Here is a 22,186-nt window from a genome sequence, read left to right on the forward strand (position 1 = left end):
TCAGCCCCCGGCCGCCACGGTGCCGCCGGAGAAGCTGCGCGCGATCAGCAGCATCGCCCAGGTCACCAGCCCCAGCACCACCGACAGGGCCGAGGCCATGGCGATATTCGCCGACAGGGTGAACTCTGTGTAGATCACCATGGGCAGCACATCGATATCCGTGGCCAAGGTGAAGGCGGTGCCGAAGGCCCCCATGGCGGTGGCGAAGGCGATGGCCCCGGCCGCGATCAGCGCCGGCGAAAGGCCGGGCAGTAGCACGTCGACCACGATCCGCCAGGGCGGCGCCCCAAGCGTGCGCGCGGCCTCTTCCAGCGCCGGGTCGATCTTTTCCGCCGCGGCCATGACGGTCAGCAGAACGCGCGGGATCGAGAAATAGAGGTAGCCCAGGAATAGCCCGATGATCGAATAGGCGAAAACCCAGTATCCCGGCAGAAGCTGGTTCACGAGGCCCTGACGCCCGCCCAGCAGGATGATCATGAAGCCCACCACGACGCCGGGAAACGCCAGGGGCAACGTCAGGATAGACAACAGCACATTGCGCCCGGCAAAGCGGTTGCGCACCAGGTAGAGACCGGCGGTCGTGGATATCGCCAGCGCCGCTGCGGTGACGGCAAGAGAGACGACGACTGTCTGCACCAGCGTCGACAGGTAGCGCGGGGTCTGAAGGATCTGAAGGTAGATGCCCCAGCCTGCCTCACTTTCGCCCGAGGCCAGAATCAGCCGCCCAAGCGGGATCGCCAGGAACGCCAGGGTGAAGATGGCGAGGGGAAGCAGGCAGAGGAATATGAAGTGCCTCTGGGACATTCTCGGCTCCGATGCAGGGAGGTGCCGGGCAGGAGCGTGCCTGCCCGGCGTGTCGTGCGGGGTTACTCGACTTCGTTCAGGTAGCGCTCGCCAAAGGTGGCCTGGGCGCGCTCCATCTCAGCATAGTCCACGGCCACGGCGCGCTCGTAGTCGGAGGCTGGCAGGAACTTCTCGGCCACCTCGGCGGGCAGATCGACCGGTCGGGCCGGCTGAAGATAGGCATTGGTCCAGATCGCCTGGCCCTCATCCGACAGGATGAAATCCAGGACGCGCTTGCCGGCTTCTGCGTTCGGCGCGCCGGCCACAAGGCTCATGACGTAAGGCACGCGAACGGAGCCTTCGCAGGGCAGCACGAACTCGAAATTGCCGTCCTCCTCGTATTTGCCGCGGTAGGCGTTGAAGTCGTAGTCGAACAGGATCGGAATCTCCCCCGAGACGACGCGCGCGTAGGAGGTCTGCTTGGGCACGATCGGATCGTTCTCGGCCAGCGTGTTGAAATAGTCGATGGCTGGGTCGAAGTTTCCGAGGTCGCCGCCATTAGCGAGGTTCACGGCCACAGCACCGGCATAGCCCACGAAGGCTGAGGACGGATCGAGATAGCCCACCATGCCCCGATATTCGGGCTTGGTCAGGTCGGCCCAGCACTGCGGGACAGGTGCGCCGGCCAGCGCATCGACATTCACGAACAGTCCCAGTGTGCCGTAGTGAATGGCGAACCATTTGCCCTCAGGGTCTTTCAGGCCTTCGGGGATGTCGTCGAAACCGGCGGGCTTGTAGGCCTGCGCAACACCTTCGTTGCCAGCCTTGATGCCGGTGGTGACACCGTAATAGGCCACGTCGGCCACCGGGCTGGCCCGCTCGGCCAGAAGCTGGCTCAGCGTCTGACCCGAGTTCTTGTTGTCATGCGGCATCTGGATGTCGAGCTCTTCGTCGATCGCTTCCAGCATCGAGGCCCAGTCCGCCCATTGCGGGGGGCAGTTATAGCAGATGGCATCCTCGGCCAGCGCGGGCGCGGCGATCACGGTTGCGAGGAGTGCCGAAAGAACGGTATGTTTCATGGGTTCATCCTTGTTTGAGATCGGTCTTGAGCGAGTGAACAGACGGCGGCCAGGTGGCACCCTGGTCGTCGTCTCGGCTTTCCGTTCGGGGGGGAGCAAGCGTGCCCCCCGCACGGAAATCGAAGGGCAAGGGCGGCTGCTGGGTGCACGGCCCCCCTTGCATCAGGTCCAGTAAGGTGTGCGCGGCCTGGCGCCCCATGGCGTCGGGCGCGGTTTCGATCGTCGCCAGCGGCACGTCCAGCAGGCGTCCGATCTCGATGCCGTCGAACCCCACCACCGACAGGTCCCGCGGCACGCTCTTGCCCATGAGCCGCGCGGCCTTTTGCACCGCGATGGCCAGAAAGTCGTTCGAGGCGAAGACCGCGCTCAGCCCGCCCAGAGTGGAGAGGATCGCGGCCAGCAGCCTGGGCGTATTGGCCTCGGCCTCGCTCAGTTCGATCAGGGCCGGGTCCGGCAAGCCCCTTGCACGGCATTCGGCGTGAAACCCAGCGTAGCGGTTGCGTGACCGGTCCGAGGTGGAGAACCTCAGCGCCAGGAAGGCCGTGCGCCTGTGGCCCAGATCGGCAAACCGGCGGGCGACCTCCCGGGCGGCCTCGAAATTGTCCACATGGGCGGTGGGCAGCCCATCGATGGGGTCATGGAACATAAGCGACACCGGCGTTCCACGCTGACGCGCCTGCTTCAGCACGGCACTGCTATCCGGCGCAGCCATAGTGACGATCAGGCCGTCGACCTCATTCGCCAGCAGGGTTGCAATGGCGTCGTTATCGGCATCGCCGTCATAGTTCGAGCTTGCAATCAGTAGCTGATAGCCGGTGCCTGACAGAGCCTCCTGCACACCCTGAACCGCTTCGGCAAAGACGGGATTGGCAAGCGAGGGCACGAGGCAACCGATTGTCATGCTTCGGCTGCTCTGAAGGGCCCGCCCGATCGCACTGAAGGAAAACCCCAGATCGCGCGCAGCCTTCTCCACGCGTTCGCGCACATCGGCGCTGGCAGGCCCGGATCGGTTGAGCACCCGGCTGGCCGTCGCGATGCCGCAACCGGCCTCTCGCGCGACGTCCTTGATGGTGATCTTCTGCCTTGAGCTCACGCGATACATCCATGTGAAAACGTTTCCACTAGCCTGATAGGGGAGATTCATCACGAGAGTGTGACACCCTTGCCTTGGTGCCAACCCAGCACGCCGGAGCGGGCGCTTGCGGGGCTCGACGGATTGGTGGCGTTGAACACCGTCGATTTCGACAGTCGGGCCTTCGCCTTCGACGCGGCACTTTCGGGACAGGCCGTGGCGATCTTCGACACGCGGATGACTGCGGCCGACGAGGCGAACGGGCACCTCGTGCGCCTTCACACCCTGACGGTGGAGCGGCCGCAGGGTATCCACGTGGCATTCCCCAAGGCGCGGCACCCGGATCCGCGCATCGAGGCTTTCGCCGCTTGGCTCCAAAACGAGGCAAACCTGTCCGGCAACGCGTCGACGGGGTGAGACGCTCATTGAAGGGACCGGCAGCCTCTTCGTAGAGATCGTTCTTATCCACCAGCATCTGCTCGTTGCGGGTCTGGATGACACCGTCGAAGAACCATCCATCCTTGGCCAGTGTCTTCAGATAGCAACTGTTGATCTTGCCGGTATACCTGTGAACCAGGGCATTGAAACGCAAGCACACGAACAACGGCATGCTGTCGCCCGTTGACTTTGCAGCAAGACAGCAGACACTGAACGAGGCAGGTGTCTAGGAAACTAGGGGCACCTCAGGAGGCCTGTGAAACTTTAGGCTACCAGCATCTGCGTAATCTTCGTACACTAGTTGCTTGCAACGGAGAATTTATGCAGCCCTGAAATGCTTTTGCTGTCGATGACCGGCCCAATTACGAAAGGCCTGAGATGACGAGAGGGAAAAACGCGAAATTCACGACCGGCAATATTATGCGTCACGTTTCGGTTTCATCGTTTACGGCTAGCATCGGCCTGATGGCGATCTATGCGGTCGATCTGATTGACCTGATATTCATTTCGATGCTCGGGTATGAGGAAATGGCCGCCGCGGCGGGCTATGCGAGCGCCCTCATGTTCTTTACCAGCGCAATCAATATTGGCCTGTCGGTCGCAGCTAGCGTTTTGGTATCGCGATCAATCGGCGAGGATGATGAGCTGGAGGCCCGTGAATACGCCACAAGCACAGCGATGCTTGTCATGGTGGTCGGGATCGCCATACCTCTGGTTCTGTTGACAAATATTGAGTTTTTCGTGGGCCTTCTCGGTGCCACGGGACAGGTGGCTGAACTTGCAGCGACCTATCTTTGGATTGTCTTGCCATTCACTTGGGTGTCGGGCCTTTCGATGGTCACAGTCGTCTCATTGCGGTGCTACGGTGAGAACCGGCTGGCAATGTACCCAGCACTTTTCGGAGCTTTAACAAATGCGGTGCTTGACCCAATTTTAATCTTCGCCTTGGGCATGGGCTTGCCGGGCGCGGCCTGGGCAACGGTGGCGGCACGGCTCGTGACGCTCGGCCTTGCCCTTTATCCAGCCTTGCGCAAGCACAATGCGTTTGTCCGTCCACGCTTGCGCTTGCTCTGGCGTGACCTCCAGACGGTGACACATTTTGCAAATCGGGCCGTGCTGGCCAGTGTGGCCACGCCCATTGGCACGGCGATCGTGACCCGCGAAATGTCGAAATACGGGCCAGAGGCGGTGGCCGGGATGGCCGTGATCGGGAGAATGGCGCCGGTCGCCTTCTCTGTAATCTGGGCGCTTTCGGGTGCCATCGGGCCGATCATCGGACAGAATTTCGGTGCCGGCCATGTTGATCGGGTTAGACGCACGTATCTCGATGCCATCAAGTTTGTTGCGATCTATGTGCTCTTTATAACCATGATACTGTTCGCCTTCCGTGGCCCGATTTCTGATCTCTTCAATGCGGAGAACCTGACGAGGGACCTGATTTACCTCTACTGCTTCCCTCTGGCACTGTCATCGTTCTTCAGTGGCTCGGTCTTTGTGGCAAGCGCGTCCTTCAACACGCTGGGCCGCCCATCTTATTCGACTTGGTTGAATTGGGGGCAACACACCCTGGGCACTTGGCCATTTGTCGTCGCTGGCGGGGTCTTGATGGGAGCGCATGGGGTTTTGATCGGACAGGCGCTCGGCAGCGTCATCTTCGCATCAATCGCGATATGGTTGGGCTGGCGGCTGATAAAGAATCCCCCGCAAGAAAACATGCGGCATCGCAGCCATAGCGCGCTCTTTGGCCATGGCAGCCTCATTGCCCATACCCTCCAAAAGCATATGGGAGACAAATGATCCTGACCGTGGGGCCAAAACCTTGGTATCAAATATTAACTCATAATTCCGAATCGAAGCGACACTGATACGGTAGCGTTTGACCAAATCCTTGACATGGTTTTGGCTCGAAAGGCGCACCAGGAAGGTAAGCCAATGGAATTCATCACCACACACCATATCATTGAGGCCGTTGGCTGGCTCGCTGTTCTGTTCAAATTGGCGACTTTCTCGATACATTCGACGATCTGGCTTCGTGTCCTCGTGATTTTGTCTTCGGTCTGCTTCATCATCTATAGCGCCTTGTTTCAGATCTGGCCGCTTCTGGCGATTGAAGTCATCTTGCTCTCCATCAACGCCTATCGCCTCTACGAACTCATCGCGCTTCGCAGGTTGGTGACGCATATGACGGACGAGTCGGAACCCGATTTCTCCGCCGCTATGGCTTACGGTAAAAAACGCGTCATTCCGGCGGGCAATGTCATTTTCAAGAAGGGCGATCCGGTCGACAGCCTCTATTACCTGGCCGAGGGTCGCGTTGAAATCGAGGATCAGAATGTATCCGTGGCCGCCGGAAAGATTTTCGGCGAGATGGCTTTCTTCAATAAAAGTGCCGCGCGGTCGGCGACGGTTCGATGCCCGGAGGATACGGTTGTCTACGAACTCGACGAGAAACGCTTTACGCGATTGCAATATGAAGATCCCGAATTCGCCATGGCCGTGATGCGCTTGGTCACCAAGCGGATCGTGGCAAATGCCGCGCAAACCCACGAAGGCTGACCCGAGCGAAGTCAGATTGAGTCTATTCCCTTCTCAATAACTTTCTGCTTTGCCATGGTGCCTTCAAAACGGCGGGTCTGTTGAAGCTGCGGTACGGCATCCGCGCAACTGATGACTGGCAAGTTCGGGCCGAAGCTATGAATGACCCGCAGTTGGTTGAGGGTATTCTGTCCGGCTCCGTGCAGTCACCTCACACAGGTCGGCGGGATACTCCCGCCGACCGAGCCTTTGACCTCAGTTCGCCCAGTTGGCGATGACGTCGTAGCTCTCGGTTGCAGGTGGGCCTTCCAGATGCTCCGCGAACTGGCACCATAGTGCCTGCACCTGTTCCGCGTTCGCATCTGATGTCTCTTCGCTCTCAACCACCGAGATCACGTAGCCACTGCCGTCCTCGTTCATCACGTTGACGAAGTTGTGCACGCCGTTCATGCCCATGATCGAGTCCTTCAACCGGTTCAGCAACACGGTCGCGGCATCCCGTGATCCAGGCTTCATCTTGTACTTCGTCACGCGTGCAAACATCGTCTATCTCCTCAAGCTTTTCGTTGGGTATCAATCCGCCGCAAGCAGCCCGGCATATGCACCTTAGCACATGGCGCCCAACCGGCTCAGAGAATTAAGATCGAAATCAATAGAACGCGGCACGGGGTACGAAAGGCAGACTTGCGAAAGTTGCACTGCAGCGTCGATCCGTAGCGGTGGCGAAAGGTCCGGGACGGTCGAGACCCGCGTCCATCGAGGAAGCCGCCGCTATGAACTCGACAGTGGTTTTGATCCTGGCAGTGCGCTATTTGATCTCGTATGCGGCGCGCCCTTCCGACTTTGTTTCTTTTGATGCTGGCCCTGAGCACGGGTTGGTTCGTGGTGTATTCCGGTCATCTTGGCCTACGCGGCCTGATTTCCCCTGCACCGGGAGAGATTGCGCGTGTCTTTCAGAAGGATGGCATACTGGCCAATGCCTCGATCTCCGTGCACATGATCTTGGGGGCCGTTCTGACGTTTGGCGCACCACTTCAGGCTCTGCCTATCGTCCGACGCCGCTGGCCCGGCCTGCACCGGCGCTTCGGGTATGTTCTTTTTGTGCTGGCCATCGCCACCGGGCTCGGCGGGCTCGTTTATATCATGCTGAATGGAACTATTGGCGGCTGGTGGATGAGCATGTGGTTCGCGATTTATGGCGCAGCCATGATCTGGACGGCAGCCAACACCGTCTACTACGCGATGGCAAAGGACCTTCGTCGACATCTCGCCTGGGCCGTGCGCTTGGTCATCCTCGCGGTCGGCTCATGGATTTACCGCATGCACTACGCCATCTGGTACGCCGCGACTGGCGGCATCGCCTCGAACAAGGACTTCACAGGGCTATTCGACCAGATTCAAGTTGTCGCGTTTTTCGTGCCGTATCTACTCATCGCTGAGTTCGTGCTGCGATTGCGGGACGCGCAGCGACGCCTCACACCCGCTTGACACCCTATCGGCGCGGTTTGATTTGGTCAGGGTCGGGGGCGGACCACGTCATTCAGCTTCGAGGATAGCTGCTTATTCATCGCTGTCAGGTTTAAACTGTTGCTTCGGTTTTTACTTGATCGCATTGCTTGTCACGGTGCTGCGCTTTGGCACCTCACCGATCCAAATTTTCTCTGTGGAGCTCCGGCCACGCAGCGATTGATCGGCTAGTGGGGTCAGGTGAGCCGTCTCGGCCCAGGCTAGCGCCCGGCTTTCGCTGGCAATCAGGGCATCCGACATCGCCAACTCTACACCCTGGGATTTGGCAAACTCCTGCAACCTGCTGGCCATGTTGACAACATCGCCACTGATAGAAACAACCCTGTGTCGCTTTCCGCCAAGAATGCCAAGCTGCACTTTCCCGGCGTGGCCACCGATGCGTAAACTCACACTGTCCTTTGCCACCGCATGGAATAGTCTTTCCGCGAACTCCAGTGCATGAATGGCATCTCCCTCAGCCGGCTCTGGAAGACCGAAGACAACAAGAAGACCATCGCCTGAGAAGTCCAGGATTGCCCCGCCCAGCGGATCGGCAGCAGCCTCTACCTGTTCGTGAAAGGCGCTCAAGAAGTCGGCCGTGCCGGCGGGCCCGATACGTTCGGCCATCGTGGTAAACCCGGCTACATCAACGAACAGGACGACGGCTTGCTGAGGCGCACGACTGCTCAGCGGGTTAGTTTGGGAGGCGATGGCTTCGACCAAGCGCGGTGACTGAAAGCGCGCGAGATTGGTCGCACGACGTCGTGTGTTCAGAAAGCGTAACGTCCCTCCGGCCACCAGTCCCAACAAAAGCGCCGCCAGCACGGTTGTGGCGTCGAGCCACCAGCCCACTTCGAACGCCGCTTGCAGTGCAGACAGCGTTGCCGCCGCCAAAAGGGCGCTGACCAGCAAGGCAAGCCATGGTCGCGCAAGCCCCCCGGCCAAGAACCCTGCCAAAGCAACAGTAAAGGCCAGTGCCCCGCCGAGTCCCAAGGCTATCAAATCGCGGCGCAAAACCCGCCCGTCGAGCAGGTTGCCGGCGAGGGTCGCATGTGCTTCCACACCGGGCAGCGTTGCGTCAAGACTGGTGGCATGGCGGTCGCCAAAGCCCGTCGCGGTTGCGCCGATGAATACGATCTTGCCATGCAAGTCGGCTTCGGACAACGCGGCGGCGGAATGGATGGGAATGGTTCCACTAGGGCCGTAGAAATTGAGTGGCAGCGCACCCTGCAGGTCCAATCTTGCCGTGGGCCATGCCCCCTCCAACCGTCCCCCGGGAAAACCGCCTGATAGGATCAGGTCGGGCCGGGACCGTTGCGCTGAAATCGCTGCGATTGCCAGCCCTGGCACGGTGATCAACCCGTCGGGCGTCTGCACAGTCAAAGCAGGCCACATTCGGCGAAGCATACCGTCGCTATTGTGCTGGACCGTGACATGTCCCATGGCTGCACGCCCTTGCAGTCCGGGAGCTGGCCCCATCGCGGGCAAGGCCGCCGTTGGGCGCGGGCCGACCACCAATCCAAAGCCGCCGGGATTGTTCAAGGCCGATGGGGTGGCCTCTGAGCGTGCCTCAGCGACAGCCAAAACCGTGGGCCCCAGTTTGAGCGCCTCGGCCAGCGTTGGGTCATCGTCGCGCGGGTCCACCAAAAGCAGGTCAAGCGCGACAACCTCAGCACCGGCGGCGAATGCCTGCCGAACGGTTCTTGCGATATCGGCGCGGCTTGGTGGAAACGCCTCCAGTGTGGACACCGCAAGATCGTCGAACACCACAATGGCCACCGAATCGGGCGGCGGCAATGGCCCCCGCACCGCAAAGCGCAGATCAAGCAGACGCCCCTCAATGCCCGCGCCAATCCTGCCTTTTTCACCCGGATGCCATATAACGAGGATCAAGGTGCCTATCACAACCAACAGGCCAACGCGTGCCCAGCGTGCAACGGCTAGGCCGCGGCCTGTCACCAATCAGACCCCAGCAACTCATCAAAGCGGTCAATCCGCTGTTGGCCCCATTGGACAACTGAACCGACTGTGCCGTCCGCCGTGACATCGACACCGTCCCCGGGGCCTAACTGCACCGTTTCGGTCTCGCCAAAGACAAAGACTGCTCCTTCGCGCGCGAAAACTGCGCTGGCACCCTCGGTAACACGCATGGCCCATTCAGTGGACCGCACGGCGGCCACGGCCGACGGCGTTCGAATCTGAATGGTCTCGCCGGTATCATCGCCATCGGAGAAAAACCCCGCGATACCCTGCATTAACCGCATACCGAATGTTTGCTGTGCGTCGTCCACGAGTCGCGCGACAGCGATTTCGGAGGAAGGGCCGACAACGACGCGCAGGTCGCTATCACACTGCAGCGTAACGCGGGCATTGTGCTCGGTGCGCAGCGTCGCCCCACGGCCCAATCCAAGCCCGACCTCCGCTGCCCTGCGCCCGCTGCCCGACGCAGACACCACGCTGGCACCCTCGACAGAAAGAACAACGCAGATACCCCGGCCATCCGTCTGCGCCAGCACGGGGACGCCGAGGGTACAGACCAGTGCAGTGGAAAGGCATATTGTGCGAAACATATTTCTAAACATATGCAAAAACCGTCCCGGAAAGGTGACCAAAGCCGGTGCTTAAGTCAAAAGAACTTGGCACCAAACGGAAGCCAGACAATTACCCAAGCGGGATAGATCCGACATTTCCCAAGTTATGATGTCTTGAGGCGAGGGTGGTCGATTTTGCGACCGTTTTCAAGCTTGCTCACGCTGAATGAGGGCGACTCGCTGACATTGACGGCCATTGAGGCACCATAGAGCAGACGTCTAACTCTGATGTTTTGGGCCGGACGTTTGAAAGGATCAATAACCTCTTGAACAATTCCATCCTGTGTCAGGCCCTCAATCTTGAATAATTCAGGACTCTACTGAAGAAATTGCTTTTGAGCCACAGGTGGCAATCACAACCTCCAAAATACGATCTCACTGCCATTGATTTAATTGAACTCTTGTCAGACTTTTAATCAGTGGGTCGCAGGTTCCAATCCTGCACGGCTCACCACTGTCATCCTGAATGCAAAGCGTTTTCGCGGCGATGCCTCGGCGTCCGGTCTTGCCGGAAGCTTTGGGCGCAAGGGGCCTCGGGCGGGTCGATTAGCCAATGGCGCAGCCCAATCAGATCCACCCGCCGCGTGACATCAGACCCATCGCTTCAAGCTGCCGCCATCCGGTGATCCGGGTCGAGGCGTCGCACCACAGCTCCGGGTCCCCGGTCAGCGCGTCGTAATAGCCTTCGTAAAGGGCACTGTTGGCAAAATGCTCCTGCCGGGCCTTTTCCTCGGCAGAGCGGTCCACGACCGTGTTCAGGAACTTGCTGTGCAACAGCACGCCCGAGGTCAACTCTCCCCCCTGCCGGTCATAGACGTGGTTCAACCGCCGGGGCAGAAGCGAATGCGCGGAACTGACATAGGCATAGCGCCGGTTCCATTTGACCAGCGGCACCTTGCCCATCGTGGGCGCGCGACGCGGCTCGGAGGCAAAGAACATCCGCGCACGCGGCCCGCCCTGTATCCACAGGGTCTCCAAGTCCGGCTTGCGCCGCATCGAATAATTGCCGCCATCGAACCAGCACAGCCGCTCGAACGGATCATCCCCCGGCAGGTAAGGTTGCGCCGAGATCCGCCCCTCGGGATACATGTCCAGCATCAGCGCCCCGAAGGACGCCCGCCCCTGCCGCTCCAGCCAGTCACACAGCGCGGGCAGAGGCCGGGTTTCGTGATAGGGATAGAGCAGACATTCATCGGCATCGAGCGTCAGGCACCAATGGCCATGCCCGTGCCGCATCTGCAACCAGGTCAGCCAATCGACCCCGAAACGCGACAGCTTGTAACTCTGCGCCGTGCTCCAGAGCGAGACATCGGGCTGCGTGGCCAGATACTCGCGCGTGCCGTCGGTGCTGGCATTCTCGACGATCAGGAAATGCCGAACGCCCAGTCGCCGGTGATGTTCAAGGAAGTATGGCAGCCGCAGCGCCTCGTTGCGCATGGTGCTGAAACACAGGATATCGCCGGGCCCGATCTGCGCCGTGCGATCAACCACCGCGCATAACTGCCGACGCTTGCGAACACTGCGCCAGAGCAGGCGGCGGCGCTTCCACCGCAGGCGATAGGCCATCGCCATGTCGCGTATCCCGTCGCCTCTGCCCATGCGGCCCTCTTGATCCCCATCCGGCAGGGTCGGTGCTATTTCGTGTAATGTCCAGACTGATGCCAGCGCCACGCATCGCCGATCATCTGCGCCAATGTCGAGCGGCTTGGCCGCCAGCCCAGATCCGCCTCGGCCCGGGTCGAGCCGGAGACCAGCCGCGTGCAATCGCCCGGGCGGCGCGGCCCCTCGACAATCGGCACGGCGTGGCTCGTTACCGCCGCCGATTGATCGATCACCTCGCGCACGGAAAACCCGGTGCCGGTGCCCAGATTGAACACCCGGCTCTCGCGCCCGTCCTCCAGCCAGTTCAGCCCCAGCACATGGGCATCCACCAGATCACAGACATGCACGTAATCGCGGATGCAGGTGCCGTCGGGCGTATCGTAATCGGTGCCAAAGATCGTCAGCGCGTCACGTTTGCCGTCGATCGCATCCAGCATCAGCGGGATAAGATGGGTCTCGGGCTGGTGAAACTCGCCCACCTCGGCCTCGGGATCGGCCCCCGCCACGTTGAAGTAGCGAAAGATCACGTGACGCAGGCCATATGCCACCTCGAAATCGCGCAACATGTCCTCGATCGCACGTTTTGACGCGCCATAGGCGTTGATCGGATACTGCGCGCATCCCTCATCCAGCAGCACATTGTCCTGATCGCCATAGGTGGCGCATGTCGAGGAGAACACCATGTCGAGACAGCCCGCCGCCACCGCCGCCTGCATCAGGCAGAGCGATCCGGCCACGTTGTTGTGCCAGTAGAGCCCCGGTTCGCGCATGCTCTCGCCAACCTGGCTGAGCGCGGCGAAATGCATCACCGCCTGCGGCTGATAGGCCGCGAATATCTGGTCGAGCCGGGCCCGGTCGGTCAGACAGCCCTTCTCGAACGGGCCGAACTTGACCGCGTCCTCCCATCCCGTGCTCAGATTGTCATAGGTGACGGGGGTATAACCTGCCTTGGACAGGGCCTTGCAGGCGTGGCTGCCGATATAGCCCGCACCGCCAGTGACCAGAACATTTGTCAAAGCGCGCCCCCGTGCGTGCGGTCATTGCGCGGCTTTTTCGGCATGAACGATATCCGAGATGTAGTTCCACAGCTCGTCGCGCAGCTCGTCGCGGGCGAGGGCAAAGGCCACCGTCGCCTGCAGGAACCCCGCCTTGGACCCGCAATCAAAGCGTTGCCCGCGAAAGCGAAAGCCATGCACCTCCTCGCCCTCCTCGCGCGCCGCGTCGATGGCGTCGGTCAGCTGAATCTCACCGCCCGCGCCGGTCTGCTTCTTGTTGAGCTTCTGCAGGACCGTGGGCGTCAGGATATAACGCCCGATCACCGCAAGGTTCGACGGCGCGCTGCCCGGTTCGGGCTTTTCCACCATGCCCTTGGTCGAAACAATGCTGCCCATGTCCTCTTTCACGTCGAGGATACCGTAGGATTTCGTGGCCTCGTCCGGCACGTCCATCGCCGCGACCATGTTGCTCTGGGTGTCCTCGAACGCCTCCACCATCTGTTGCAGGCAGGGCTTTTCAGCGGCGATCACGTCATCAGGCAGGATCACGGCAAAGGGCTCGTTGGCGATGAAGCGCCGCGCGCACCACACCGCGTGACCCAGGCCAAGCGGCTTGTGCTGGCGCATATAGGCGATCTCGCCGCTGTCCATATTGGTGGACTTGAGGATTTCCAGCAGCTCGTCCTTGCCCTTGCGGCGCAATTCCTGCTCCAGCTGCGGGGCGTTGTCAAAGTAATCCTCCAGCGCGCTCTTGCCGCGCGGGGTGACGAAGATGAACTCCTTGATCCCCGCCGCACGCGCCTCGTCGATGGCGTACTGAACCAGCGGGCGATCCACCAGTGTCATGATTTCCTTTGGAACCGATTTCGTCGCCGGCAGGAACCGTGTTCCCAGCCCCGCTACGGGAAAAATCGCCTTCGTCACCTTGCGACGCATCACCTGCACCTCAACTGATTATTTTTGCGCTATTATACACAACAACATGGGGGTTTGTATGTAGTTAAGGGAAAAGTTTGAAATTTTTTTGGCAGAATCACGCTACCCGTTTGGCCGCGGCACAAGGCGCGCCTATCCACCGTCGGCTTTTGCCGCGCTATACCAGCGGCGCACCGCCCGCCGCTCGGCGTCTTCCATGTAACTGAGATTGGCAGGCGGCATCGCGTGGGTAACTCCAGCCTGCATGTAAATAGCCCGCGCCGCATGGGCGATATCGGCCTCGGTCTCCAGCAGCACGTTTTTCGGGGCATGGTGGATACCTTCAAAATAGGGCGCGCGCGCATGGCACATGGAACAGCGCCCCGGAATGATCGCCGCCACCTCGTCAAAGCCCTCTGCCTCGGCAAAGACCCGCTCGCGCGGGCTGAGCGCGCGCGCGGCGCTGTCGTCGAACGCATCATGACGCAACGGGGCCATCGACAGCCAGATGATCGCCGCGAAAATCAGCACCGTCACCGCCCATGTCCACCAGCGATAGCCGCCGCCCGCATGCATCGTGTTGAAGAAATGCCGGATCGTCACCCCCATCAGGAACACCAGCGCCGCAATGATCCAGTTGTATTCCGTGGCAAAGGCCAGCGGATAATGATTGCTCAGCATCAGAAAGATCACCGGCATCGTGAGGTAATTGTTGTGGGTCGAGCGCAGCTTGGCGATGCGGCCGTATCTGGCCTCCGGCACGCGCCCGGCCTTGAGATCGGCCACCACGATGCGCTGATTGGGCATGATGATGAAAAATACATTCGCCGTCATGATCGTGGCGGTGAACGCCCCCAGATGCAGCATCATCGCGCGCCCGGTGAACACCTGCGTATAGCCCCAGCCCATCGCGACCAGCAGCACGAAGAGCACCAGCATCAGCAGCGTCGGCCGCCCCGCCAGCCCCGATTTGCACAGCCAGTCATAGATCAGCCAGCCAAGGCCCAGCGACGCGGCGGAAATCGCGATCCCCTGCCCCGTGCTCAGCCCGCTTTCAGGCGCGATCAGGTAGATCTCGGCCCCCGCCCAGTAGATCACCATCAACAGCGCCGCCCCCGACAGCCATGTCGAATAACTCTCCCATTTGAACCAGGTCAGGTGCTCGGGCATCCGCGCCGGGGCCACGAGGTATTTGCGGATATGATAGAACCCGCCGCCATGCACCTGCCATTCCTCGCCCTGCGCCCCCTCGGGCAGGTCATCCGCCCGGCGCAGCCCTAGATCGAGCGCGATGAAATAGAACGACGATCCGATCCACGCCATCGCCGTGATGACATGCAGCCAGCGCAGCGCAAAGCCGAACCAGTCCCAGATGATGGCAGGATCGAGCATGTCGCGATCTCCTTGGTCTCTTCGCACCCCCTGCATGCCACAAGACGCGATTGCCCTGCATCCGGGAAAAATCCCTAGCTGTTTCAAGAGTACGCTAATAATCTCGGCGCATGGCCTATCTGGAGAATATCAGGACATTCGTGCGCGTCTATGAATTGGGCAGCATGTCCGCCGCCGCGCGCGATCAGCGGATTTCGGCGGCGGTGGCCTCTGCCCGGATCGCCGCCCTCGAAGAACATCTCGATATCCGCCTGTTCCAACGCACCACACGCAAGCTCAACCCCACCGAACAGGGCGCGCTCTTCTACCACAGCGCCCTCAGGATCATCGAGGCGGTGGACGAGGCCGAGGCCGAGATCGGCCAGGTCACCCGCAGCCCGCGCGGCACGCTGCACATTGCCGCCCCGCTTGGTCTAGGCCAAAGGATCATCGCCCCCGCCGTGCCTGACTTCAAGGCGCTCTACCCGCTCATAAACATCCGCCTGCGCCTCTCCGACCGCAGGCTCGATCTGGCCACCGAGGGGCTCGACGCGATGTTCTTTCTCGGCGTGCCCGAGGATTCGTCGCTGCGCATCCGCAAGATCGCCGATTGCGAGCGCATCCTGTGCGCCGCACCCGCCTATATCGCGCGCAAGGGTCTGCCCGAGACCAGCGACAGCCTCGCCTCAGGCGCGCATGACTGTCTGAACCTGCGCTATGCCGGCGCGCCGGAATTCCAGTGGCCGCTGCGCACGCCCGACGGGGTGCGGCGCATCTCGGTCTCTGGGCCTTTTGAGTCGGATCATGGCGATGCGCTGACGCAATGGGCGCTCAACGGGCACGGCATCATCCTCAAACCCCGGTTCGAGGTGCATGACCATCTCGAGGCGGGCCGCCTCGTCCCGGTGCTGGAGGGTGAGCCGCCGGTGCCCATTCAGATGGCCTGCCTTTATCCGCATAAACGGCGGCAGGACCCCAAGGCGCGGCTGCTGATCGAATTCATGATCGAGCGTATTCTCGGGGCGATGCCGGGGTGACTTTCTAAAGGTGCCGTTGCGGTGTGCCGCGCCATCGCATGTCCGCGGGCAGGCGATGCTACGGTGTTTCAACGCGCTTTATATCTGCTGTCCCGCAAAAGACCTGATCGGCGCGCTCACTTGGACAAATCGCCTGTCCGGGGGGCGGACATGCGATGGCGCGGCGGCCTTCGGCCTCGATTCCGCGCCGGGCCTGCCGAACACGTGCAGGATCGCCGCACCGCAGCCCGCCGATGCCCCGCTCAACTTCCCCGATAGGTCGAATATCCGAACGGCGACAGCAGCAGCGGAACATGGTAATGCGCGGCCTCCGCCATGCCGAACCGGATCGGCACCAGATCGAGAAACCGGGGCCCATCTTCGGCCAACCCCACCGCCTCCAGATAGGCTCCGGCATGAAACACCAGCTCATAAGTGCCGGGCGCGAACGCATCCTCGGGCAGGATCGGCCCGTCGGTGCGGCCATCGGCATTGGTCGTCAGCGTGCGGATATGCGTGCGCGTCTCGCCCTGCATCCGGAACAGCTCAATCGTCAGCCCGGCAGCGGGCTGACCGCGTGCCGTATCCAGAACATGCGTCGTCAGATAGCCTGTCATCTCGCTCCCCTTCGTCGTCTCGTATCATGGCGCAGGCCGCGCGCCCTGCACAAGGTGGCGGCACGCATATTCGGAAACAACTCTTTCAAGTGATATTGGAAAGTGCTTTTGATCGGCTTGCCCTAGACTGGCGTCGCCGGACATCCGGCGCGCAACAACCGGTGGAGACTTATGCAACGTTACCCTCGTGATCTTCGCGGCCACGGCCCGAACGCCCCCGATCCGCACTGGCCGGGCGGGGCGCGCATCGCCGTGCAATTCGTCCTCAACTATGAAGAGGGCGGCGAGAATTGCGTGCTGCACGGCGATCCCGCCTCCGAGGCGTTCCTGTCGGACATCCCCGGTGCCGCCCCCTGGCCCGGACAGCGCCACTGGAACATGGAATCGATCTACGACTACGGGGCGCGCGCCGGATTCTGGCGGCTGCATCGCCTCTTCACCGGCGCGGACATTCCCCTGACAATCTACGGCGTCGCCTCGGCCCTCGCCCGCAGCCCCGAGCAGGTGGCGGCAATGCAAGGTGCCGATTGGGAAATCGCCAGCCACGGCCTGAAATGGGTCGAACACAAGGACATGCCCGAGGACGAGGAACGCGCCGCCATCGCCGAAGCGATCCGGCTCCATGAAGAGGTGACCGGCGCGCCGCCACGCGGCTGGTATACCGGGCGGTGCAGCGCCAATACCGTGGGGCTGGCCGCCGAGACCGGACAGTTCGCCTATATTTCAGACGCCTATGACGACGACCTGCCGCATTGGGTAAACGTGTCCGGGCGCGATCAACTGATCATTCCCTACACGCTCGAATGCAACGACATGCGTTTCGCAACCAGCCCCGGCTGGATCACCGGCGAACAGTTCGAAAGCTACCTGCGCGATACGTTCGACACGCTCTATGCCGAGGGCGCGGCAGGCGCGCCGAAGATGATGACCGTCGGCCTGCATTGCCGCCTGATCGGACGCCCCGGCAAGATCGCCGGGCTGCGGCGCTTCATCGAGCATATCCAGGGCTTCGACGGCGTCTGGTGCCCGCGCCGCATCGACATCGCCGAACATTGGGCACGCGTGCATCCGCCCAAGCGGCCCGAGCGCCCCAGCGACATGGATCAGGCCCGCTTTGTCGCGCGCTTCGGCGGGGTGTTCGAACACTCGCCCTGGGTGGCCGAACGCGCCCATGCGTTTGAGCTGGGCCCGGCGCATGATTGCGCAGCGGGGGTGCATAACGCGCTCTGCCGCGCGTTTCGGACGGCAAGCCGCGAGGAGCGACTGGGCGTCCTGCGCGCGCATCCCGATCTGGCCGGAAAACTGGCCGCCGCCGGACGCCTCAGCCCCGAGAGCGCGACGGAACAGACAGGCGCGGGTCTTGACCGCCTCAGCGATGCAGACCGCGCCGCCTTCGAACGGCTCAACGCCGATTACATGGCGCGGCACGGCTTTCCCTTCATCATCGCGGTGCGCGACCACGACACCGCAGGCATTCGCGCCGCGATGGAGCGGCGGTTGGCCCAGGACAGCGAGGCCGAGTTCGCCGAGGCCTGCCGTCAGGTCGAACGCATCGCCGCCCTCCGCCTGCGGGACATGCTGGTATGAACAGCCCCGTCCCGCTCACCGCGGCACCGTTGACCGCTTCGGATTTCGCCCCCTTCGGTGACGTGATCGAGGCCCGTGCGACGCCCACCGTGATGATCAATCAAGGGCTCTGCGCCCGGCATAGCGACCTGGCACAGCTCGATTTCACCGACGGGCGTGCAGGCCTCAGCCTGTTCGACGCACAGGCGCGCCACCTGCCGAATCTGGTAGAGATGGTCGAACGCCACCCGCTTGGCAGTCAGGCCTTCATCCCGCTCGGCCCGTGGCGCTGCCTCGTGATCGTGGCGGCGGATGCAGACGGCGTGCCGGACACACCGCGCGCCTTCGTCACCGATCCGGGACAGGCCATCAACCTGCATCGCGGGGTCTGGCACGGCGTGCTCACCCCGCTTGACACGGCCGGACAGTTCGCCGTGGTGGACCGGATCGGCACAGGCCCGAACCTCGAGGAACACTGGTTCGGGCGGCCCTATCTGGTCAAGGGGCCGGAGGTATAGAGGGCTGGTGATGTTGGCCTGGAGCTGTCGTTGCCGCACCCCGCGCGAAACGCACCGAAGGTGCCGCGCGATCGCCGGGCCGTCCCGCGGCCTGGCGATTTGATAAGGCGTGCAACATATCAAGGTTACAATGACTTGGCTGGCATAAAGCGCCCGCCACACCCGTCGCATCGCCAGTCCCCGGCCCTGCGATCACGCGGCACCTTCTGGCGGGGTGCTATGACCCCTTCCAGGCCACTACCCCCCTTCACCCCCAACCAAGCGTCAGCGGCATGTGCCGGTTGACGTCCTTGTAAAGCAGGTAGCGAAACGGCCCCGGCCCGCCCGCATAGCACGCCTGCGGGCAAAACGCGCGCAGCCACATGAAATCGCCCGCCTCGACCTCCACCCAATCCTGATTGAGCCGGTAGACCGCCTTGCCCTCCAGCACATAGAGCCCGTGTTCCATCACATGCGTCTCGGCAAAGGGAATGACCCCCCCGGGCTGAAACGTGACGATGGTCACATGCATGTCATGGCGCAGATCCTCAGGATCGACAAACCGCGTGGTCGCCCAGACCCCGCCGGTATCGGGCATCTCGGTGGGCGCGATATCGCGCTCGTTCAACACCAGCGCCTCCGGCGCATCAAGCCCGTCCACCCTCTGATAGCGCTTGCGAAACCAGTGAAACCGCACCGGTTCCGCACCGGTATTGCGCAGCGTCCATTTGGCCCCGGGCGGGAGATAGGCATAGCCCCCCTCGCCCATCTCATGCGCCTCGCCCTCAACCGTCAGAGACAGCCGCCCCTCAACCACGAACAGCACCGCCTCGGCCTCCGGCTCGGTCTCTGGTCGGTCGCTGCCACCACCGGGCCCCACCTCTGCGATATATTGCGAGAACGTCTCGGCAAACCCCGACAGGGGCCGCGCGACCACCCAGAACCGCGACTTTTCCCAGAACGGCAGCAGGCTGGTCACGATGTCGCTGAAGGTTCCCTTGGGAATGACGGCATAGGCGTCGGTAAAGACGGCACGGTCCGTCAAAAGCCGCGTTTGCGGCGGCAGGCCGCCTGTCGGTGCATAATAAGAGGGGGGGCTGCTCATGTCCGGGCCTTTCGTCTGATCGTCACGCATGACCCTCTATGCCATGCCCGGCCCGGTCAGGACACTACCGGTATTATTTGAAAGCCTGTCAGGAAAAGCCGGAAGGTGAATTCCGCCTGACAGCCCGCGCAACGGCCCTTGCGCGGTGCCGGGGGATCGTTTAATGGGCTTGCGTCATGCCGCCCCGCGCAGGCGTGCGACACGAGAAGAAGGCCGCTGTAGCTCAGCTGGTAGAGCACGTCATTCGTAATGATGGGGTCGGGGGTTCGAGTCCCTTCAGCGGCACCATTCTTCTCTAGAAATATATTTAAAATCAAATCATTGGGATATTTTACGTTCACCCAGACCACCTTTCTGTCCACCTCATGGACACTTTCTTTGGGGCGGATTGGAATATAGTCAGCTTTCGAAGCTTTCGGCATCTTCACCCAGCGCATCGGTGGAAACGTCGTCTCCGCTTGACCGGAGACAAGACCCATGACCGCTGGGTCGGCACTTGCTACACATCTTCAGATGAGGACACCCTACTCTCCCCCGTATGACAAAACGCGACCCGTTCAAGTACTTCAGAACCAGCCGCGAGATCATCCGCCTGGCAGTCATGCTGTATTTCAGGTTTCCGCTTTCATTGCGGAACGTCGAGGACGTTGCTCCATGAACGGGGCATCGATGTCAGTCATGAAACGGTGCGGTATTGGTGGCATCGGTTCGGGCCATTGTTTGCAGCAGAGATCAAAATGCGCCGTGTGGCCGGACTGAGATCCAGCCGTTGGCGCTGGCACCTAGACGAGATATTCGTGAAGATAAACGGTGAGAGGCATTACCTCTGGCGGGCTGTGGATCATGAAGGCGAAGTTCTGGAAAGCTTCGTAACAAAGAGGCGCGACAAGAAAGCTGCCTTGAAATTCTTAAAGAAAGCAATGCGCAAGCACGGTCGCCCAGACGTCATTGTCACAGACTGGCTGCGTTCGTACGGCGCTGCAATGAAGGAGATCGGCAATGCCGATCGACAGGAAATGGGGCGTTGGTTGAACAATAGGGCAGAAAATTCCCACCTGCCTTTCCGAAGGCGAGAGCGGGCGATGCAGCGCTTCCGGCGATTGCAAAGTTTACAGAAATTCGCCGCCGTACACGCCTCTATCTACAATCTGTTCAACTCGGAGCGCAGCCTCTCCTCAAGATCGAATTTCAAACGGAACCGCGCCCTCGCTCTTGCCGAGTGGCGCAATCTCTGCACGGCGTAAAGGGCAGCAACCCTGCCCTTCCTGAGACGAGTTCGAATTTGTCTGACACCACCGCGCGAAGGTGTAGTTGATCCAGTTTGTTGCGAGCTTAACGGCTTCTGGAAGAATGCACTTTCAATTATTTTCCCGCATTTTGTTTGACCTCTCAGGATGGCTTTTTTTGGACGCTGCGTCTGTCTATGAAGTAAGGCAATCCACCCAACTTCGCCAGCGCAACGCCCAATTTAGAGCTTAGTTCAGAGCTGCTGTGAACGCAGAAAGCACCTCCGAGCCGGGCTTGCCACGGGCATCAAGCTCTGCCGCCCATTCCTTACCGACGCCATCGAGAATTTTCCTGATTTCAAGGACGTCAGCTTCGGACATTGTTACGAACCGGACACCATCGTCCGCGATGGCCTGCTTGTCGACGCCATCAAGCTCGTCCACTCGTGCGCAGGCTTGCCGGGTCGCATTTTCACCAGCTTCGGTCAGCGTTGCCTGAAGCTCGGCGGGCAGACTGTCGAACTTGTCTTGGCTGATCATGTAGCCAAGCACGAAAGACCCCAGGTTCAACCCCTCGGTCGCGGATTTCAGATGCGGCGTCAGATCGTAGGGGGGCACCGAGCTGTGCGGAAAGACGACCGCGTCCAGTGTGCCGCGTGACAGAGCCTCGCGCGTTTCAGGAGCGGACATTTGCACCGGCACCCCCCCGAGCTTAGTCATGGCAAGCGCCTGGGTGCCTCCGCTTGTCCGCATCTTCTGTCCCTGGAAACTGGCGAGGTCACTGATCTCTTTGGTCGAGAACAGCTGATAGGGTGCCAATGCGAGAACCATCAGCGCACGCATGCCCTCGGGCGCATATTCCGTCTTGTCGAGCACACCGCCCGGTTTGGCGAGTTCCCAATAGGCCATCGTACCTTCGCATGACGAGTCGAAAGCACCCGGAAGCTGTGCAACCGCGCTGAGCGGAAGCTTGTCGGCCAAATAGGAAGCCCCGATATACCCGATATCGGCAACACCAGTCTGGGTCAGCGACAGCATATCCTTGGCCTTACCCAGCTGTTGCGCGGGAAAATAGTCAAAGCTAACCGTTCCGCCGGATTTCTCTTCGACCTCCGCCAGGAAAGGCTTGAGCAGGCTTTCGGCAATGTAATGGTCCACCGGCAGGCTATCCGCCACGCGCAGGGTGATGTCCTGAGCCGTTGCCGCGCCGGTGCTCACGCCAAGCGCCATTCCGGCCAGATATCCGCAAACTCTCTGTTTCATTGTAGTCTT

General features: G+C 61.2%; 20 protein-coding genes, 1 tRNA gene and 1 pseudogene. 9 read left to right on the top strand and 13 right to left on the bottom strand.

The window, feature by feature from the left end; genetic code table 11:
• From RID11_RS14920 to RID11_RS14930, 3 genes are all read right to left on the bottom strand, one after another.
• Positions 1-804: an ABC transporter permease gene (locus RID11_RS14920; protein WP_350140579.1), complete on the bottom strand. Its 804-nt coding sequence runs from the start codon at positions 802-804 to the stop codon at positions 1-3.
• Between the two features lie 62 nt (positions 805-866).
• Positions 867-1,862, bottom strand: a complete 996-nt coding sequence (locus RID11_RS14925) for an ABC transporter substrate-binding protein (protein WP_350140581.1) — start codon at positions 1,860-1,862, stop codon at positions 867-869.
• Positions 1,863-1,866: 4 nt separating this feature from the next.
• Positions 1,867-2,964: a LacI family DNA-binding transcriptional regulator gene (locus tag RID11_RS14930; protein WP_350140583.1), complete on the bottom strand. Its 1,098-nt coding sequence runs from the start codon at positions 2,962-2,964 to the stop codon at positions 1,867-1,869.
• 123 nt (positions 2,965-3,087) lie between these two features.
• Here RID11_RS14930 and RID11_RS14935 point away from each other — a divergent pair, with 123 nt between their 5' ends.
• From RID11_RS14935 to RID11_RS14945, 3 genes are all read left to right on the top strand, one after another.
• The gene (locus tag RID11_RS14935; RefSeq protein ID WP_350140585.1) at positions 3,088-3,351 is read left to right on the top strand and encodes a LysR substrate-binding domain-containing protein; all 264 of its coding nucleotides are present in this window, start codon (positions 3,088-3,090) and stop codon (positions 3,349-3,351) included.
• 486 nt (positions 3,352-3,837) lie between these two features.
• The gene (locus RID11_RS14940) at positions 3,838-5,169 is read left to right on the top strand and encodes an MATE family efflux transporter (protein WP_350140587.1); all 1,332 of its coding nucleotides are present in this window, start codon (positions 3,838-3,840) and stop codon (positions 5,167-5,169) included.
• Positions 5,170-5,304: 135 nt separating this feature from the next.
• Positions 5,305-5,928, top strand: coding sequence for a cyclic nucleotide-binding domain-containing protein (locus RID11_RS14945; RefSeq protein WP_350140589.1), 624 nt, complete (start codon positions 5,305-5,307; stop codon positions 5,926-5,928).
• A 234-nt stretch (positions 5,929-6,162) separates the two neighbouring features.
• Here RID11_RS14945 and RID11_RS14950 read toward each other — a convergent pair whose 3' ends face one another.
• On the bottom strand, positions 6,163-6,450 hold the full coding sequence (locus tag RID11_RS14950) for a hypothetical protein (RefSeq protein ID WP_350140591.1): 288 nt from the start codon (positions 6,448-6,450) through the stop codon (positions 6,163-6,165).
• Between the two features lie 312 nt (positions 6,451-6,762).
• Here RID11_RS14950 and RID11_RS14955 point away from each other — a divergent pair, with 312 nt between their 5' ends.
• Complete coding sequence (locus RID11_RS14955) at positions 6,763-7,395, top strand: DUF2306 domain-containing protein (protein WP_350140593.1); 633 nt, start codon at positions 6,763-6,765, stop codon at positions 7,393-7,395.
• 111 nt (positions 7,396-7,506) lie between these two features.
• On the opposite strand, the gene RID11_RS14960 is transcribed toward RID11_RS14955, so the two are convergent.
• From RID11_RS14960 to RID11_RS14985, 6 genes are all read right to left on the bottom strand, one after another.
• Entirely contained in the window at positions 7,507-9,306 is a 1,800-nt protein-coding gene (locus tag RID11_RS14960; RefSeq protein WP_350140595.1) for a CHASE2 domain-containing protein, read from the bottom strand.
• 62 nt (positions 9,307-9,368) lie between these two features.
• The gene (locus RID11_RS14965; protein WP_350140597.1) at positions 9,369-9,929 is read right to left on the bottom strand and encodes a FecR domain-containing protein; all 561 of its coding nucleotides are present in this window, start codon (positions 9,927-9,929) and stop codon (positions 9,369-9,371) included.
• Positions 9,930-10,571: 642 nt separating this feature from the next.
• Complete coding sequence (locus RID11_RS14970; protein ID WP_350140599.1) at positions 10,572-11,603, bottom strand: glycosyltransferase family 2 protein; 1,032 nt, start codon at positions 11,601-11,603, stop codon at positions 10,572-10,574.
• A 35-nt stretch (positions 11,604-11,638) separates the two neighbouring features.
• Positions 11,639-12,622 (bottom strand): UDP-glucose 4-epimerase GalE, encoded by a 984-nt coding sequence (gene galE, locus RID11_RS14975; RefSeq protein WP_350140601.1) that lies wholly within the window; start codon positions 12,620-12,622, stop codon positions 11,639-11,641.
• Positions 12,623-12,643: 21 nt separating this feature from the next.
• The gene (gene galU / locus RID11_RS14980) at positions 12,644-13,537 is read right to left on the bottom strand and encodes a UTP--glucose-1-phosphate uridylyltransferase GalU (protein ID WP_350140603.1); all 894 of its coding nucleotides are present in this window, start codon (positions 13,535-13,537) and stop codon (positions 12,644-12,646) included.
• Between the two features lie 132 nt (positions 13,538-13,669).
• Complete coding sequence (locus tag RID11_RS14985) at positions 13,670-14,908, bottom strand: urate hydroxylase PuuD (RefSeq protein ID WP_350140604.1); 1,239 nt, start codon at positions 14,906-14,908, stop codon at positions 13,670-13,672.
• Positions 14,909-15,018: 110 nt separating this feature from the next.
• Here RID11_RS14985 and RID11_RS14990 point away from each other — a divergent pair, with 110 nt between their 5' ends.
• Positions 15,019-15,924 carry a LysR family transcriptional regulator gene (locus tag RID11_RS14990; RefSeq protein ID WP_350140606.1) on the top strand — a complete coding sequence of 302 codons (906 nt, stop codon included), beginning with the start codon at positions 15,019-15,021 and terminating at the stop codon, positions 15,922-15,924.
• A gap of 242 nt (positions 15,925-16,166) precedes the next feature.
• On the opposite strand, the gene uraH is transcribed toward RID11_RS14990, so the two are convergent.
• Positions 16,167-16,520, bottom strand: a complete 354-nt coding sequence (uraH, locus tag RID11_RS14995; protein WP_350140607.1) for a hydroxyisourate hydrolase — start codon at positions 16,518-16,520, stop codon at positions 16,167-16,169.
• Positions 16,521-16,691: 171 nt separating this feature from the next.
• Between uraH and puuE the strand changes: the two genes are divergently transcribed.
• Both puuE and RID11_RS15005 read left to right on the top strand, forming a co-directional pair.
• A complete protein-coding gene (puuE, locus tag RID11_RS15000) occupies positions 16,692-18,107 on the top strand; it encodes an allantoinase PuuE (protein WP_350140609.1) in 1,416 nt (471 codons plus the stop codon).
• The gene (locus tag RID11_RS15005) at positions 18,104-18,604 is read left to right on the top strand and encodes an ureidoglycolate lyase (protein ID WP_350140611.1); all 501 of its coding nucleotides are present in this window, start codon (positions 18,104-18,106) and stop codon (positions 18,602-18,604) included. The genes puuE and RID11_RS15005 overlap by 4 nt, the downstream gene beginning before the upstream one ends.
• 247 nt (positions 18,605-18,851) lie before the next feature.
• Here RID11_RS15005 and RID11_RS15010 read toward each other — a convergent pair whose 3' ends face one another.
• Positions 18,852-19,688, bottom strand: coding sequence for a bifunctional allantoicase/(S)-ureidoglycine aminohydrolase (locus RID11_RS15010; RefSeq protein ID WP_350140613.1), 837 nt, complete (start codon positions 19,686-19,688; stop codon positions 18,852-18,854).
• A 212-nt stretch (positions 19,689-19,900) separates the two neighbouring features.
• Here RID11_RS15010 and RID11_RS15015 point away from each other — a divergent pair.
• A tRNA-Thr gene (locus RID11_RS15015) sits at positions 19,901-19,976 on the top strand.
• A 250-nt stretch (positions 19,977-20,226) separates the two neighbouring features.
• Positions 20,227-20,932: pseudogene (locus RID11_RS15020) on the top strand (IS6 family transposase).
• 231 nt (positions 20,933-21,163) lie between these two features.
• On the opposite strand, the gene RID11_RS15025 reads toward RID11_RS15020, so the two are convergent.
• Positions 21,164-22,177 carry a TRAP transporter substrate-binding protein gene (locus RID11_RS15025; RefSeq protein ID WP_350140615.1) on the bottom strand — a complete coding sequence of 338 codons (1,014 nt, stop codon included), beginning with the start codon at positions 22,175-22,177 and terminating at the stop codon, positions 21,164-21,166.
• Between the last annotated feature and the right edge of the window lie 9 nt (positions 22,178-22,186).

The sequence above is a fragment of the Roseovarius sp. genome, assembly GCF_040219995.1.
In the GTDB taxonomy this organism is placed as follows: Bacteria; Pseudomonadota; Alphaproteobacteria; order Rhodobacterales; family Rhodobacteraceae; genus Roseovarius.

What these genes read in the sequence shown, in the direction of transcription:
- RID11_RS14920 (WP_350140579.1), bottom strand. Translation starts at nt 804, where the DNA reads ATGTCCCAGAGGCACTTCATATTCCTCTGCCTGCTTCCCCTCGCCATC.
- RID11_RS14925 (WP_350140581.1), bottom strand. Translation starts at nt 1,862, where the DNA reads ATGAAACATACCGTTCTTTCGGCACTCCTCGCAACCGTGATCGCCGCG.
- RID11_RS14930 (WP_350140583.1), bottom strand. Translation starts at nt 2,964, where the DNA reads ATGTATCGCGTGAGCTCAAGGCAGAAGATCACCATCAAGGACGTCGCG.
- RID11_RS14940 (WP_350140587.1), top strand. Translation starts at nt 3,838, where the DNA reads ATGGCGATCTATGCGGTCGATCTGATTGACCTGATATTCATTTCGATG.
- RID11_RS14945 (WP_350140589.1), top strand. Translation starts at nt 5,305, where the DNA reads ATGGAATTCATCACCACACACCATATCATTGAGGCCGTTGGCTGGCTC.
- RID11_RS14950 (WP_350140591.1), bottom strand. Translation starts at nt 6,450, where the DNA reads ATGTTTGCACGCGTGACGAAGTACAAGATGAAGCCTGGATCACGGGAT.
- RID11_RS14955 (WP_350140593.1), top strand. Translation starts at nt 6,763, where the DNA reads ATGCTGGCCCTGAGCACGGGTTGGTTCGTGGTGTATTCCGGTCATCTT.
- RID11_RS14970 (WP_350140599.1), bottom strand. Translation starts at nt 11,603, where the DNA reads ATGGGCAGAGGCGACGGGATACGCGACATGGCGATGGCCTATCGCCTG.
- galU (WP_350140603.1), bottom strand. Translation starts at nt 13,537, where the DNA reads ATGCGTCGCAAGGTGACGAAGGCGATTTTTCCCGTAGCGGGGCTGGGA.
- RID11_RS14985 (WP_350140604.1), bottom strand. Translation starts at nt 14,908, where the DNA reads ATGCTCGATCCTGCCATCATCTGGGACTGGTTCGGCTTTGCGCTGCGC.
- RID11_RS14990 (WP_350140606.1), top strand. Translation starts at nt 15,019, where the DNA reads ATGGCCTATCTGGAGAATATCAGGACATTCGTGCGCGTCTATGAATTG.
- uraH (WP_350140607.1), bottom strand. Translation starts at nt 16,520, where the DNA reads ATGACAGGCTATCTGACGACGCATGTTCTGGATACGGCACGCGGTCAG.
- puuE (WP_350140609.1), top strand. Translation starts at nt 16,692, where the DNA reads ATGCAACGTTACCCTCGTGATCTTCGCGGCCACGGCCCGAACGCCCCC.
- RID11_RS15005 (WP_350140611.1), top strand. Translation starts at nt 18,104, where the DNA reads ATGAACAGCCCCGTCCCGCTCACCGCGGCACCGTTGACCGCTTCGGAT.
- RID11_RS15010 (WP_350140613.1), bottom strand. Translation starts at nt 19,688, where the DNA reads ATGAGCAGCCCCCCCTCTTATTATGCACCGACAGGCGGCCTGCCGCCG.
- RID11_RS15025 (WP_350140615.1), bottom strand. Translation starts at nt 22,177, where the DNA reads ATGAAACAGAGAGTTTGCGGATATCTGGCCGGAATGGCGCTTGGCGTG.